Origin of the sequence: Flavobacterium sp., from assembly GCF_027484945.1 — a bacterium.
GTDB lineage: Bacteria > Bacteroidota > Bacteroidia > Flavobacteriales > Flavobacteriaceae > Flavobacterium.
In genome coordinates this window covers 1-14,125 of the sequence record NZ_JAIXRZ010000042.1, presented here as the reverse complement: position 1 = coordinate 14,125, position 14,125 = coordinate 1, and the positions used below count along the sequence as shown (strand labels likewise).

The 14,125-nt window shown below is 37.3% G+C and carries 15 protein-coding genes; 5 read left to right on the top strand and 10 right to left on the bottom strand.

Going from position 1 to position 14,125, the window contains the following annotated elements; genetic code table 11:
- Positions 1–116 precede the first annotated feature (116 nt).
- The 5 genes from ribH (at position 117) to Q0039_RS06165 (ending at position 5,360) form a co-directional block, all read left to right on the top strand.
- On the top strand, positions 117–611 hold the full coding sequence (gene ribH / locus Q0039_RS06185) for a 6,7-dimethyl-8-ribityllumazine synthase (RefSeq protein WP_297510713.1): 495 nt from the start codon (positions 117–119) through the stop codon (positions 609–611).
- A gap of 142 nt (positions 612–753) precedes the next feature.
- Positions 754–2,640, top strand: a complete 1,887-nt coding sequence (gene mutL, locus Q0039_RS06180; protein ID WP_297510711.1) for a DNA mismatch repair endonuclease MutL — start codon at positions 754–756, stop codon at positions 2,638–2,640.
- Positions 2,637–3,437, top strand: coding sequence for a rhomboid family intramembrane serine protease (locus Q0039_RS06175; RefSeq protein ID WP_297510709.1), 801 nt, complete (start codon positions 2,637–2,639; stop codon positions 3,435–3,437). Before mutL ends, Q0039_RS06175 begins: the two co-directional genes overlap by 4 nt.
- Before the next feature lies 1 nt (position 3,438).
- The gene (locus Q0039_RS06170) at positions 3,439–4,308 is read left to right on the top strand and encodes a rhomboid family intramembrane serine protease (RefSeq protein WP_297510707.1); all 870 of its coding nucleotides are present in this window, start codon (positions 3,439–3,441) and stop codon (positions 4,306–4,308) included.
- Positions 4,308–5,360, top strand: coding sequence for an endonuclease/exonuclease/phosphatase family protein (locus Q0039_RS06165; protein WP_297510705.1), 1,053 nt, complete (start codon positions 4,308–4,310; stop codon positions 5,358–5,360). The genes Q0039_RS06170 and Q0039_RS06165 overlap by 1 nt, the downstream gene beginning before the upstream one ends.
- On the opposite strand, the gene Q0039_RS06160 is transcribed toward Q0039_RS06165, so the two are convergent.
- The 10 genes from Q0039_RS06160 to Q0039_RS06115 all read right to left on the bottom strand — a co-directional run.
- A complete protein-coding gene (locus Q0039_RS06160; protein WP_297510703.1) occupies positions 5,357–5,980 on the bottom strand; it encodes a WbqC family protein in 624 nt (207 codons plus the stop codon). The genes Q0039_RS06165 and Q0039_RS06160 overlap by 4 nt on opposite strands.
- A complete protein-coding gene (lepB, locus tag Q0039_RS06155) occupies positions 5,980–7,572 on the bottom strand; it encodes a signal peptidase I (RefSeq protein WP_297510701.1) in 1,593 nt (530 codons plus the stop codon). The genes Q0039_RS06160 and lepB overlap by 1 nt, the downstream gene beginning before the upstream one ends.
- A 12-nt stretch (positions 7,573–7,584) precedes the next feature.
- On the bottom strand, positions 7,585–8,283 hold the full coding sequence (gene dapB / locus Q0039_RS06150; protein WP_297510699.1) for a 4-hydroxy-tetrahydrodipicolinate reductase: 699 nt from the start codon (positions 8,281–8,283) through the stop codon (positions 7,585–7,587).
- 35 nt (positions 8,284–8,318) lie between these two features.
- The gene (locus Q0039_RS06145) at positions 8,319–8,876 is read right to left on the bottom strand and encodes a DUF5683 domain-containing protein (RefSeq protein WP_297510698.1); all 558 of its coding nucleotides are present in this window, start codon (positions 8,874–8,876) and stop codon (positions 8,319–8,321) included.
- The gene (locus Q0039_RS06140) at positions 8,873–9,775 is read right to left on the bottom strand and encodes a ParB/RepB/Spo0J family partition protein (protein ID WP_297510696.1); all 903 of its coding nucleotides are present in this window, start codon (positions 9,773–9,775) and stop codon (positions 8,873–8,875) included. Before Q0039_RS06140 ends, Q0039_RS06145 begins: the two co-directional genes overlap by 4 nt.
- A gap of 3 nt (positions 9,776–9,778) precedes the next feature.
- Positions 9,779–10,546: an AAA family ATPase gene (locus tag Q0039_RS06135; RefSeq protein WP_297510694.1), complete on the bottom strand. Its 768-nt coding sequence runs from the start codon at positions 10,544–10,546 to the stop codon at positions 9,779–9,781.
- A gap of 159 nt (positions 10,547–10,705) precedes the next feature.
- A complete protein-coding gene (locus tag Q0039_RS06130) occupies positions 10,706–11,587 on the bottom strand; it encodes an SDR family oxidoreductase (protein WP_297510692.1) in 882 nt (293 codons plus the stop codon).
- Positions 11,588–11,861: 274 nt separating this feature from the next.
- Positions 11,862–12,803 carry a T9SS type A sorting domain-containing protein gene (locus Q0039_RS06125; RefSeq protein WP_297510690.1) on the bottom strand — a complete coding sequence of 314 codons (942 nt, stop codon included), beginning with the start codon at positions 12,801–12,803 and terminating at the stop codon, positions 11,862–11,864.
- 139 nt (positions 12,804–12,942) lie between these two features.
- Positions 12,943–13,863, bottom strand: a complete 921-nt coding sequence (locus tag Q0039_RS06120) for a LysR family transcriptional regulator (RefSeq protein ID WP_297510688.1) — start codon at positions 13,861–13,863, stop codon at positions 12,943–12,945.
- Positions 13,864–14,009: 146 nt separating this feature from the next.
- On the bottom strand, positions 14,010–14,125 hold a 116-nt coding region (locus Q0039_RS06115), incomplete at its 5' end, for a T9SS type B sorting domain-containing protein (protein ID WP_297510715.1).

The window sequence follows — 14,125 nt, the reverse complement described above, 5'->3', positions numbered from 1 at the left end:
TTTCAATGAAATCAAAACGCAATACGAAGACACTCCTGAAGGTCAACAAGTAGACGCGTTATTAGGGATGACGAAATAATTTTCGTTGTTTTCAGCCTATAATTACAAATTTTAAAATGGCTACAGAAAATAAAAATCTATCCCATTACGATAAAAATGCAATCCCAAATGCGAAAGACTTTCGGTTTGGGATTGTTGTTTCAGCGTGGAATGCTTCGATAACCGATGGGCTTTACCACGGTGCATTTACCACATTGATCGATTGTGGTGTACTGCCCGAAAACATTGTCAAATGGGAGGTCCCCGGAAGCTTTGAGTTGATTTATGGAGCCAAGCGCATGATGGATACCCAAAAGGTAGATTGTGTAATTACGATTGGTTGTGTCATCAAAGGTGAAACCATGCATTTTGAGTTTGTTTGCGACGGGGTTACCCAAGGGATCAAAGATTTGAATTGCATTGGCGATATTCCTGTTATTTTTTGTTTGTTAACGGATAACACCCTACAGCAATCGATGGACCGTAGTGGAGGCAAGCACGGTAATAAAGGAGTTGAAGCAGCGATAACCGCACTTAAAATGACCGACCTTCGAAAGCGAAGTCAACTATAAAATTTAAACCTGTTCGAAAGTTCAGGTTTTTTTGTTTTTAGCACTTGGTTAACGTGTGAAAATCGGTAAATTTCTGTACATTTGTTTTTGGCCATATTTTCAATGTTGAAAATGTTAGGCACTTCAAAGTCAGCACACTACTATGTCCAGTATCATTCAATTATTACCCGATCATGTTGCCAATCAGATTGCAGCCGGTGAGGTGGTGCAACGTCCGGCTTCGGTCGTAAAAGAATTGCTTGAAAATGCTGTAGATGCCAAAGCAACCGATATTAAATTGATTGTAAAGGATGCAGGCAAAACCCTAGTTCAAGTCATAGATAATGGTATAGGAATGAGTGTGACCGATGCGCGTTTATGTTTTGAACGGCATGCGACTTCTAAAATTAGACATGCTGAAGATTTATTTGCAATTCATACCAAAGGTTTTCGTGGTGAAGCGTTGGCTTCTATTGCTTCAATTGCGCATGTCGAGTTGAAAACGCGTCAAGAGCAGGATGAATTAGGGACGCATATTATTATCGATGGAAGTAAATTTATTGCGCAAGACCCCGCTGTATTACCCAAAGGAACTTCATTTGCCGTAAAGAATTTATTTTTTAACATTCCGGCTCGACGCAATTTTTTAAAATCAGATCACGTAGAATTTCGCCATGTAATGGATGAATTTCATCGGGTTGCCTTGGCGCATCCAAACATACATTTCACCTTAATTCACAATGGAAGTGAAATGTTTAATCTGCCCAGTTCCAATTATAGACAACGTATTGTTGCTATTTTTGCAGGGAAAACCAATGAAAAGTTGGTGCCGGTGACCGAAGAAACCGATCTTCTTTCTATTCAAGGTTTTGTAGGGAAACCTGAGTTTGCCAAGAAAAATAAAGGCGAACAGTTCTTTTTTGTCAATGACCGTTTTATTCGAAGCTCGTATTTACACCATGCCGTACTTGCTGCCTATGAAGGATTGATGCGCGAGGGTATGCAGCCGAGTTATTTTTTGTATTTGCAAGTTCCCACACATTCAATCGATATTAATATTCATCCGACAAAAACAGAAATCAAGTTTGATGATGAGCAAGCCTTATATGCTATTTTGCGATCGGCTGTAAAACATAGTTTGGGACAGTTTAATGTGGCTCCAATTTTGGATTTTGAGCGGGACCCTAACTTAGATACGCCCTACGACTATCAAAATAAAACGGCTGGAACTCCTGCTATTGAGGTAGATCGTAATTATAATCCCTTTGCGGCAGAAGCACCTAAACAGCGCGGGACTGACCGAACAACGTTGGGTAGTGGTGGATACGTTGGGCATCATTTCTCAAAACCGGCTGCTAGTCCCACTTGGGAAAGTTTATATGTCGGATTGAAACACGAAGCAGAGGCCTTTGATAACGCAATGACACAAGTAGCACCCGAAGTTGAAATTGCTCCCTCACTGTTTAATTCACAAGAAACCGAATCCACAACTCAAAAAACCTATCAACTCCAACGCAAATATGTTGTGAGTCCGATCAAATCGGGATTAATGTTAATAGACCAAAACCGAGCACATCAACGGATTTTATATGAGCAGTATTTAACCAATATGACTGTTCATAAAGCGGCTAGCCAACAATTATTGTTTCCGTTGCCTTTGCATTTTAATCCGGTTGAGTTGCATCTTTTACATGAACTCCAGGATGGATTGCAAACGGTTGGCTTCTCCTTTGATCGATGGGATAGCGATTGTGTATTCGTTTCGGGCATTCCCATTACCACTTCAGAATCGACAATTGTTCAACTTCTAGAAGAAATTGTTCATGCATTTCAAGAAGGATTGTCTGATAGTTACAGTCAGAATGACACTTTGGCTAAGTCCATGGCACGGTCTTTAGCTGTAAAAAACGGAGCCTGTTTGTCTGATAAAGAAATGGATGCTTTGGTAAATAATTTATTTGCTTGTAAAGAACCCAATATAAGTCCGTTTCAAAAACCTACATTCATTACTTTAAGTATGGATGAAATCGATAAAAAATTTAACCTATGATGCAGTTATCTCCTGTTGTAAAACAGCTTTTAATTATTAACGTTATATTCTTTTTAGGTTGTTTTACCTTACCCCATGCAACCGATTGGTTTGCGCTTCATTATTATGATAGCGATCAATTTCATACATGGCAATTTTTTACGTATATGTTTATGCATGGCGGATTCATGCATATTTTTTTCAATATGTTTGCCTTGGTATCCTTTGGAGGACTCTTAGAACATTTCTGGGGAAGTTCTAAATTCCTTTTTTTCTATATATCTTGTGGCTTAGGTGCGGCATTAATCCATATGGGGGTTAGTTTTCTTACGGTACATGACGTATTAAATCAATTGGCTGCTACTTCTATCTCTACAGAAGATGCCCATCTATTATTAAATGTAAACTATTCTAATACACTCAATGCAGAAGGGCAAATTATTGGATCTGCCAACGATATTTTAAACAAGTACCATTTTACACAAGAACAATTTAATCTGTTAAGTCGTGCAATAGCAGAATATCAGACACCAACGGTAGGTGCTTCTGGAGCGATTTACGGTTTGTTAGTTGCATTTGCTTTTATGTTTCCACAAGCAGAATTATCATTACTATTTATCCCAATTCCGATCAAAGCAAAATATTTTGTACCCATACTGTTGGCTATTGATTTAATTGCTGGTTTTCAGGGAACATCTATTTTCGGTGGTACGAGTACAGGAGTTGCGCACTTTGCCCATTTAGGAGGTGCCTTAACCGGATTTATAATTATGTGGATGTGGCGAAATCAAAAATATAACCATAACCGTTGGAACTAAGATGAATATTTGGCAAGATATCAAATTGCAGTATCGAATTGGTGGCATGGTCAACCAAATCATCTATTGGAATATAGGTGTGTTTTTGATTACGATTCCGTTTTTTTATCAATTTAGGCAAGGAGCATTTGAGTTCCCCGACACGCTTGCCTTATCGTCAAATTTAAATCAGTTACCTTTTTATCCATGGACTGTACTAAGTTATGGTTTTTTGCATTCTGGTTTTTTGCATCTCTTTTTTAATATGGTGCTATTAAATTTTGCCGGACGGTTGTTTCTAACCTATTTTACCCAAAAACAATTCTTAGGAATGTATCTGTTGAGTTTGGTGTTTTCCGGAATTTCATTTGCAGTAATCTATAGTTTAATGGGTGGGGTTAATACAATAGTTGGTGCTTCGGGGGCAATATTAGCTACACTAGTAGCGGTAACCACCTATCAACCGTTGATGCGTGTTCATTTACTCCTCATAGGTAGCGTAAAATTATGGCACATCACGGGTGTATTATTACTATTGGATGTATTGCAATTTTCTTTGGGTAATTCGGGAGGGCATATTGCTCACCTTTCGGGGGCTTTGTTTGGTTTTTTATATTGTAAACTTTTGCAATCGGGGACAGATTTGAGTTTGATTGTTACAAAAATTAGTACTTTTTTTGTTAATTTGGGTAATCCAAAAGCCAAAGCCCCTTTTTCACGCGTTCATAAAAATGCAGCACCTAATCGGCCAACAATGCAGCGTTCAGGTGTTGTTTTAAAAGATAAAAAGCAACAGCAAATTGACGAGATTTTAGACAAAATCAGCAGATCAGGTTACGATAGTTTAACCCAAGAGGAAAAAGAATTTTTATTTCGGTCAGGAAACGAATAATGAAAACACTTTCAAGGTTTAATAAAGGGATGTATATAGTGAATACGGTTGTCATCGTATTGACCTTTATGGCTTATGTGTTTCCGTTCTTAGCTCCAAACTTATTTCCGTTTTTATCGGTTCTTACCTTGGTTTTGCCTCTTTTTCTAATTATCAATGCCCTTTTTTTTATGTATTGGTTAATCCAATTCAAAAGACAAATGATTTTGTCGGGATTCGTTTTGATTTTAGGGATAACATTTATCAATAAATTTTATAAATTTTCAGAACTCGACTTGCCACCTGAAGAGGGTGATATGGTAGTCATGAGCTATAATGTTCGCCTTTTTAATTTGTTTCAATGGATTCCGGGGAATGATGTCCAAGAAAAAATAAAAAATTTCATTAACGAAATCAATCCCGATATTTTATGTGTCCAAGAATATTCTGAAAATGCAGGAGTAGACCTTCGGGTTTATAAATACCGTACACTTTTTATGCAGGGTAATAAAATTAAAACGGGACAAGCCATTTTTTCAAAATATCCAATCATTGATGAAGGTCAGATTACCTTTGAAAGTTCCCATAATATGCTTATTTATGCCGATATTCGAAAAGGTCAAGATACGCTTCGCGTTTACAATATGCATTTGGAATCGATTAAAATATCGCCCGATGTAAATGAAATAGAACGCAGTGTAGATTCGATCAATAAGAAGAAATCCACTTTGGTTTTCAACCGTATAAGTGATGCCTTTAAAAAGCAGCAGCAACAAGCTGAAAAATTAATGGAACATAAAAGTAAATGCAGGTATCCCATGCTAATTTGTGGCGATATGAATAATAGTGCTTTTTCCTATGTATATCGAAGCATTAAAGGCGATTTGAACGATTGTTTTGAAGAAGCGGGTAAAGGCTTTGGGAAAACGTATAACTTCAAGTATTATCCCGCGCGGATTGATTATATTTTTGCCGATCGAAAATTTAAAGTCAAAGCATTTAAAAACTATTCCGAATTTAAAAATTCCGACCATTTTCCGGTAGTTACCCGTATCCGATACGAACGCGATTAAAGGGTTTGTCGACGTAAATAGTCCAAGGCATGTCGCCCTTCATTAAACAACAAATCCAAAATACTCAAGTTGTTTAAGAATCCTTCTTTATTACCAAAAACTTGGATATAGGCCTCCAATTGTGTTGGATCTTTTTTTCCGTTGATGAGGTATCGGAAATCCGTTTTGTCGGTAACTTCCGAAAAAAATTCATCTGATTCATCGTAAGTAAAATCTAATCCCAAACAACCCGATACAATTTCCATCGTTTGGTAATTCAAATCCATCAGAAATTCATGTTTTTTTTCAAAAATAGGCAACAGTTCATCCTCAAAAAATTCAAAAAAAGGCGAGGTGCGGTAGGCGGCCTCTAGGGATTTAAAATGTTGTTTTTGCCAATTAAATGCGGATTCCAATCGAACATCACGCATCCGTTGATGGGATTCTTTACTGTGTTTAATGGGAACATTTAACAGTTGTTTTCCATTCGGACTGTAAATATACATCCGGTTGCGATTGGTTTGTTTTTGAAAATGATCACCGGTTTCAAAAGTTACATGTCCCGATTGTGCCAAAACAACAAACGTACTAATAGAAGGAAAATATCCAGGATGAACTAATGAATGTCCAAACGTAGCCATTATGCTTCGGTTTCTTTTTTGCGTTTCTTCCAAAAATACTCTCCAACGAAATAGAGCGCTAATGCTGCTAAAAAATATTTAAAATACGATTGAGGTTCGCCTTCACCATTTACCGTTGTAAATAAACGGTCCCAACGAATTCGCCATTCTTTAAATCCTTTGTCAAAGTTTTTTATACTCATCCAAATGAAAATTGGTTTACCCACAATGTGGTCTTCGGGAACATAACCCCAATAGCGACTGTCTTCCGAACGGTGACGGTTGTCTCCCATCATCCAATAGTAGTTTTGTTTAAAGGTATAGGAGTTTGCAGGCTTTCCGTTGATTATAATTTGACCCTCTTTTATAGCCAATGTATTGTGTTCATAGTCACGAATAATTTTTTTGTAAAAAGGTAAAGTTGTTAAATTTAAGGGAACGGTAATGCCCGCTTTGGGAATGTAAATAGGTCCGAAATTATCGATATTCCAAGGTTTAGTTTGAGGAAACACGGATAAATCAGGTTGCTTTGAAATCATACGATTAACCGATTTTACACCGGGGAATGCCTTCAAGTTGGTTGCCGCTTTTTCGGTTAATGCCGCAATGTATAACGTATCACTTTTAGGGTCATTATTTTTGAAATATCCCCCATCCGTTACATCATTTTCTTCCAAGAAAGGAGTTAAATCGGTCAGTTGGTTATGGTCATAAGCCACTTCATACGAAAACTGAGGATGGGCGCGCTCTGGTAAAATAAGTTGCTTACCATTGATGAAAACAATTCCGTCTTTAATTTGTAAACGATCACCGGGAATGCCTATACATCGTTTTACATAATTGGATTTTTTATCTACGGGTTTTAAATATTTTCGATCTTTAGTGAAAAATTTTGCAACAGTATCAGCGGGCCAATTAAATACAACAATATCATTGTTTTTTACCGATTCAAAACCCGGAAAACGCAAATAGGGGAGTTCGAACTTATTTTTCCACGAGTTCGGATTTTCATTATCGTACAAATACGACTTGGTTTTGATAATAGGAAGCGTATCATGTACCATCGGAGCACCAACCGTTGTATTAGGAACACGGGCACCGTAATGAAATTTACTCACAAATAAAAAGTCACCAATTAAGAGCGATTTCTCCAACGAAGAAGTTGGAATCGTAAAAGGTTGAATAAAATACGTATGCACAAAAGTTGCTACGACTACTGCAAATAAAATCGAACTAACCGTTTCACCGGCTTTTGTTTCTGGGTGAAGGCTGCGGTCTTCTCGGTAGGTTAGGGTTTGGGTATAATTCACATAATAAAGATAAAAACCCAGTGATAAAACAGCTAGGGCCGTATCTAGAAGTGATTTTTTACCAAAACTGCGCAATGTTTCTACCCACACTACAGGGATTATGATTAAGTTGATAATCGGGATAAATAGTAAAAACGTCCACCAAGTTGGTCGCTTAATAATTTTCATCAATACGATGGCATTATAAATGGGTACTGCTGCTTCCCATGCTTTTCTGCCGGCTTGAACATAAAACTTCCAAGTTCCAGCAGCATGAATCAGCTGTACAACAAGAATAAAAAGTAACCACTGCGATAAATCCATAACGTTTGTATATTAAAGTTCTAAAACATCTTTCATTGTATACACGCCTTTGCGTGAAGCTAACCATTCAGCAGCAATAATTGCCCCTAAAGCAAAACCTTCTCGATTGTGGGCAGTATGCGAAATTTCAATGGTATCCACAGCAGAAGTATAAAAAATCCGATGGGTTCCAGGTACATTATCAATCCGCTTTACGTCGATAGGTAATTCATTAGGCGTTTGTTTTTCAATAGACCAATTGGTATGATTCGTATGTTCCATTATACCATTTGCTAATGAAATTGCAGTTCCGCTGGGCTTATCCAATTTTTGCGTATGATGAATTTCTTCCATGCTCACTTGGTATTGGTCAAATTTAGCCATCAATTGAGCCAGGTAACTATTCAATTCAAAAAACAAGTTGACACCCAAACTAAAATTGGAACCATAAAGGAAGCTACCTTCGTTCTCGTGGCACAACGTTACCATTTTGTCATACTGTTCCAACCAACCGGTTGTTCCTGAGACAACAGGGATTCCGCGTTCAAAACAAGCGGTGATATTAGCTACAGCCGAATCGGGAATACTGAAATCAATAGCAACATTTGCAAGCTCCAAACCTTCAAAGTCAGAAGTGCTAGATTTTCGTAAAACAATTTCATGTCCACGTTCCAACGCAATCCGTTCGATCACTTTTCCCATTTTCCCGTATCCGAGTAAAGCTATTCTCATAGTAACTTAGTTAGCAATAGTATTGATTTGTTACACTAAAATTGAAAAGAAACACCAAAACCTAGATTTTGACGTTGGGTAATCTCATTTTGTATCAGATTGGGTTGAACCGTTAATTTATCGTTAACATTGAATTGCATTAAATGTGCATCAACATTGGCTTCTACAATATTTAATACATAGAAAACCCCTATCAGTAAGGCAGATAAATCGCGATTGCGTTGATGAAATTGTTGCGCTTTGATAAGGCGGGGAGTGTCTAAATAGGAAAATTGGTCACCCGTTTGACCAAGTAACCGACTTTTATAGGCATCCCGATAATCATGGTATTTGTTATTATTAAAAATATACGCATATACCGTGGTTCCAAGCGCAGCGTATACTAAGGGAATCTTCCAATATTTTTTATTGTATGCTTGACCTAGTCCGGGTAAAATAGCCGAATAAAAGGCAGCTCTAGAAGGAGCTAAAAAATTGGGTTGTTGTATTTTGAGCGAATCTTTATTTGTGGTAACGGGTAGCTTTTGCTGGGCATAAACCGTTGGACGTACAAGACAAAACGCTAAAAGCGCTATGTAAAAAAACCGAATCAACCTTTTTGGATTAACTTGATGATACGATTTAAATCCTCCTCAGAATAAAAGGGAATACTAATTTCACCTTTACCTTTACCGGCAACTTTTACAGCAACTTTTGCCCCAAAAAAATCGACAAAGGCTTGTTTTTGAATAGGAGTAATTTCAAAAGAAGGATTTGTTTTTTTTGCTTTAACTGTCGGTTTGACCCCTTCTTGGTATTTTTTCACCAAAGCTTCTGTTTCGCGAACCGATAGGTTTTCACTAACGATTTTTTGATAAATTGAAGTTTGAGCTTCATAGTTTTCAATTGTAATAATTGCCCGTCCATGTCCCATTGAAATAAAACCATCACGAATTCCCGTTTGGATGATTGGGTCTAATTTCAATAAGCGTAAATAATTGGATATGGTGGAGCGTTTTTTACCTACACGTTCACTCATCTGTTCTTGCGTGAGTTGAATTTCTTCAATTAAACGCTGATAAGACAAAGCAATCTCTATGGGGTCTAAATCGTGACGTTGAATATTTTCAACCAATGCCATGACTAGCGATTCATTGTCATTGGCAATACGAATATAAGCTGGAATGGTGGTTAGTCCCACTAATTTTGAAGCCCGTAAACGCCGTTCTCCTGAAATCAATTGGTAGTTATTGAAATCTATTTTACGAACAGTAATCGGTTGAATAACACCCAATTCACGAATAGAAGTGGCTAATTCTTGTAAGGCTTCTTCATTAAAATTGGAGCGGGGTTGAAACGGATTGATTTCAATAGCTTCAATATCGATTTCTAAAATAGTACCAATTAACTTATCGGCATTTTTGTCTTCGGCAGATCGAATATCATTATCGGGGTCTTTTAATAAAGCCGACAATCCTCTTCCTAAAGCCTGTTTCTTTAACGCTTTTGCCATAGTTTAGTTACTGTTTTTCTTGATGACTTCTTCAGCCAAACTTAAATAATTTGAAGCTCCTTTACTGGTGGCGTCAAAGTTAATAATGCTTTCCCCAAAACTTGGTGCTTCACTTAATTTTACATTGCGTTGGATAATGGTTTTGAATACCATATCGTTGAAGTGTTTTTGAACTTCTTCAACCACTTGATTGGATAAACGCAAGCGAGAGTCAAACATGGTTAATAACATCCCCTCAATATCTAAATTAGGGTTATGGATTTTTTGGACACTTTTAACGGTATTCAATAATTTACCTAATCCTTCAAGTGCAAAATACTCACATTGAATTGGAATAATTACCGAATCGGCTGCAGTTAAAGCATTTAATGTCAGTAATCCAAGCGATGGAGCGCAATCAATTAAAATAAAATCATACTGATCACGAATATCTTGCAATGCTTCTTTCAGCATGTATTCCCGATTTTCTTTATCGACCAATTCGATTTCAATGGCCACCAAATCAATGTGCGCCGGAATTACATGTACATTTGGAGCACTGCTTGGTATCACTGCTTCTTCTGGCGTATTGCTGTGTTCTAAAATTTGGTAGGTTCCAAGTTCTACGTTTTCTACATCAATTCCCAATCCCGAAGTGGCATTAGCCTGAGGATCGGCATCAATTAATAATACTTTTTTTTCCAAGACACCCAACGATGCAGCCAAGTTAACCGAAGTGGTTGTCTTCCCTACACCGCCTTTCTGATTCGCGATAGCAATGATTTTTCCCATGAAAAATGTCTCTGTTTTAAGAGGTGTAAAAATACAATTTATAATGGTTTATTCAAGTCAAATTTGTTAACAATCGCCTAAAGTTTTTCAGCTTTTGAACATTTACTTCGTACGCAAAAGTGGACATAATTGTATAAAAAGTGGCCCTAAAAGAGCATGTTATTTGCTGCCTTTACTCTTGATAAGTGCTTCCAGCATATCCCACATTTCTTGCGGTATTTTTTCCAACACATTAAATTGTCCTGCACCTTGCAGCCATTCGCCACCGTCTATGGTTACTACTTCTCCATTGATATAGGCTGAAAAATCGGAGACCAAATAGGCTGCTAAATTGGCCAATTCCTGATGATCCCCTACGCGTTTTAAAGGCACTTTTTTTGCCATGTCAAATTGTGCGGCTAAATCACCCGGCAGTAAACGGTCCCAAGCACCTTTTGTTGGAAATGGTCCTGGTGCAATTGCATTCATGCGAATTCCGTATTTTGCCCATTCGACAGCCAAGCTTCGGGTGAGCGCCAAAACTCCCGCTTTTGCTGTAGCACTGGGAACAACATAACCCGAGCCCGTCCAAGCATAGGTGGTAACGATATTTAAAACATTGCAATTGGTTTGTTTTTGGGCAATCCAATGCTTACCAAAAGCCAAGGTGCAGTTTTTAGTGCCTTTTAACACAATATCGATTATAGTATCAAACGCATTGGCCGATAGTCGCTCGGTTGGAGAAATAAAATTCCCAGCCGCATTATTCAGTAAAACATCCACGTGTCCGTAATGCTCGAGTACTTGAGCTAAAAGTTGTTCTACTTGGTCATAATGACGAACATCGCATTGTATTGGCAAGCATTTTCCACCAGTTTCTTCTTCGAGCTGTATAGTCGTTGTTTTTAATTTTTCTAAATCACGCGAGGTTATCGCTACTTGGGCACCCAATTCCATGAAATATTTTGTCATGGCTTTACCCAAACCGCTTCCACCTCCCGTAATTACAATCGTTTTTCCTTCTAAAGCTCCGTCGCGAAGCATTTTTTCACCATAGTTCATAACGCTCTATTTTTCGTAAAGATAAGAAAATAAATGGTATGCATGCATAGTAAATTTAGTGAACTTGGCGCACTTAATCACGTCGGCTCAATGTGACAATCAGGTAATGTGGCGAAGTGACAGTTCAGCAATGGTTAACGTTGAGGTATACACAAAATAAACTTCTTCCACTTTCTACACTTTTCCACCTTTTACCATTCCACCACCTTTTAATTCAAAAAAAACCGAACCCAAGTTTTCTTGAATTCGGTACGAATAGATATCAATTCGTATACTATTTTTTAATAATTTTTTGCGTGATTAACTGTTGAGTATCTTGTGCAGCTAAGATATAGGTACCTGCCTGAAGTGCTTGAATATCGATCGTATAAATTTGCAAACCTGTACTTTCCGATGTATGGGTTAGTACTTGTTTTCCGGTGGTGTCAAAAAGGGTATAGGTAACGGCTCCCTCCAAATCTCCTGGTCGAATTTGCAATTGCCCTTCCACTACATCGGCAATAGCACTAAATCTAGGTTTTGCTAAAGGTCCATTGATACTCGTATTCAAAGCGATCGAATGAGTGACCACATTATCGACAATCAAACGGGTACCAAAAACGGGAGTTTGTTCCTCTTTTGCTGTTTTTATAGTAATATACATATATATTGGACTTGATTGCGAGGTGTAAGGTATAAGACTATAGATATATTGAAATCCATTTCCCAATGTAGGAGCTAAATCAATTTGGGTTTCACCAATGATTTCATTTTGGTCGTTGAGAACAGTAATACTTGCCTCACCAAGCTCATCACCAGCTGGTAAGAACTTATAATGCATTCCCAATAAGGTTACATTTGTTCCAGGTTCAATAACCACACCCGCATTCCAACCGGGACTGTCCAACTCGGGATTGTTGAAAATAGAGGCTTGAGCTCTAATTACTTCATTTTGAGTTACATTAAATCCATTTGCCAACTCCATTGCATACGAACCGGTATGACTTTCATTGGTTGCATACACAAAATAAGGAATGTTCCAAGGATATTGAATGACATCGGCTTGTGCTCCTCCTGTTGAAGGATTGACAACCACATTTTGTATAAAATCCATTCCCCAATTGGAGGGTAAAAAATTAGGTTTAACCAATTCAAAGTCACCATTAATTACTTGTGACCATCCATTCCAACCGATAACGAATGCAATGATTAGGATGATTCGTTTTTTCTGTTTCATGTAGACTGTTTTTCCATTTAAGGTAATTCAGCTTCAAAAGTATAAATTGTTTCAAAGAAATCAAGTCAAATTAAATAGTTAATGCTATCTAACCTATTGTGCTTGAATTTAATATTGATTATTCTATGTAAAGATTTGATTATAGCGTTGAAGCCCAACCAAAATGAGTTGCGATGATTTCCGATTTATTTTCAAGAAGATAGTTTTTAAAAGCCTCTGCTGTTGGAGAGAGATTTTTCGATTTTAACCAAATCAAATTCCATTGCGAAAATTGAGGCAAACCTTCTGCGGGAATAATCTGTAAATCGCCATTATACAACTCGTTTTTAATGCCTATTATTGGCATAATCGAACAACCTAAACCCGCAATTATAGCTTGTTTTACCGCTTCATTGCTCGTCAATTCTATTTTTTTGGTAATTGTAATGTTTTGGTTTTCCAAAAAACGTTCCATCATATGACGGCTCCCTGAGCCCAATTCTCGATAAATTAAAGGTAATTGCTGAATTTCATCTAATGATAAAGGTCGTTTTGGTTTTTTAAAGCTGCGGTTAGCAACCAATACCAATTGATTTTCCATTAAGGGAATGCTTTGAATGTTCATTTCTGGTACGACCGAAACCAAGGCAAAATCAATTTCATTTCGTTCCAATGAATGTATCACACGATTTTTATTGGTAACATCAAGCATTAATTCGACTTCGGAATGGAGTTTCATAAAGTCGGCTAATAAGTAGGGAATCACATATTTTCCAGTTGATACCGAAGTAATCTTCAACTTACCCGTGAGTTTTCCTTTAAACGCCATAGTTTTGTAGTTGATGGCATGTACTTCATTTAATATATTTTCTGCAGCACGTGCAATTTCCTGACCAAATTCGGTTACATACAATTGCCGACCTACAACCTCAGTCAACGGAATATCAAATTGTTCTTGAAAATTTTTCAATTGAATCGAAACCGCTGGTTGGGTTAGGTATAATTCTTCTGCCGCTTTTGTTATACTTTTGGTCTCTGATACTTTTAAGAAAACCTGAAGTTGGTGTAGTGTATAATTCATAAATAATCTTTATGATAAAATGCAAAAATATACAATTTATTTATATGTATGCTTATTTAACTAGAGATTGATATTTACTATTTTATCGTCTTAAAATCAATGAATAATTTCAAAATAAATAGTCGTTGTCCCCTTATTTTTGAATACTACCGCTTCAAAGCAAAATGCGCTTTAAATTCTTTGGTAGCATTGTTTTCAAGGTATTCTACTTTAAACCAGTAGTCGGTAGCAGGCATCAAGGCTCCGTTATAGGTTCCGTTCC

Bases quoted from the DNA above. Each gene is read 5' to 3' on its own strand.
- ribH (WP_297510713.1), top strand. From the start codon at position 117: ATGGCTACAGAAAATAAAAATCTATCCCATTACGATAAAAATGCAATC.
- mutL (WP_297510711.1), top strand. From the start codon at position 754: ATGTCCAGTATCATTCAATTATTACCCGATCATGTTGCCAATCAGATT.
- Q0039_RS06175 (WP_297510709.1), top strand. From the start codon at position 2,637: ATGATGCAGTTATCTCCTGTTGTAAAACAGCTTTTAATTATTAACGTT.
- Q0039_RS06170 (WP_297510707.1), top strand. From the start codon at position 3,439: ATGAATATTTGGCAAGATATCAAATTGCAGTATCGAATTGGTGGCATG.
- Q0039_RS06165 (WP_297510705.1), top strand. From the start codon at position 4,308: ATGAAAACACTTTCAAGGTTTAATAAAGGGATGTATATAGTGAATACG.
- Q0039_RS06160 (WP_297510703.1), bottom strand. From the start codon at position 5,980: ATGGCTACGTTTGGACATTCATTAGTTCATCCTGGATATTTTCCTTCT.
- lepB (WP_297510701.1), bottom strand. From the start codon at position 7,572: ATGGATTTATCGCAGTGGTTACTTTTTATTCTTGTTGTACAGCTGATT.
- dapB (WP_297510699.1), bottom strand. From the start codon at position 8,283: ATGAGAATAGCTTTACTCGGATACGGGAAAATGGGAAAAGTGATCGAA.
- Q0039_RS06140 (WP_297510696.1), bottom strand. From the start codon at position 9,775: ATGGCAAAAGCGTTAAAGAAACAGGCTTTAGGAAGAGGATTGTCGGCT.
- Q0039_RS06135 (WP_297510694.1), bottom strand. From the start codon at position 10,546: ATGGGAAAAATCATTGCTATCGCGAATCAGAAAGGCGGTGTAGGGAAG.
- Q0039_RS06130 (WP_297510692.1), bottom strand. From the start codon at position 11,587: ATGAACTATGGTGAAAAAATGCTTCGCGACGGAGCTTTAGAAGGAAAA.
- Q0039_RS06125 (WP_297510690.1), bottom strand. From the start codon at position 12,803: ATGAAACAGAAAAAACGAATCATCCTAATCATTGCATTCGTTATCGGT.
- Q0039_RS06120 (WP_297510688.1), bottom strand. From the start codon at position 13,863: ATGAATTATACACTACACCAACTTCAGGTTTTCTTAAAAGTATCAGAG.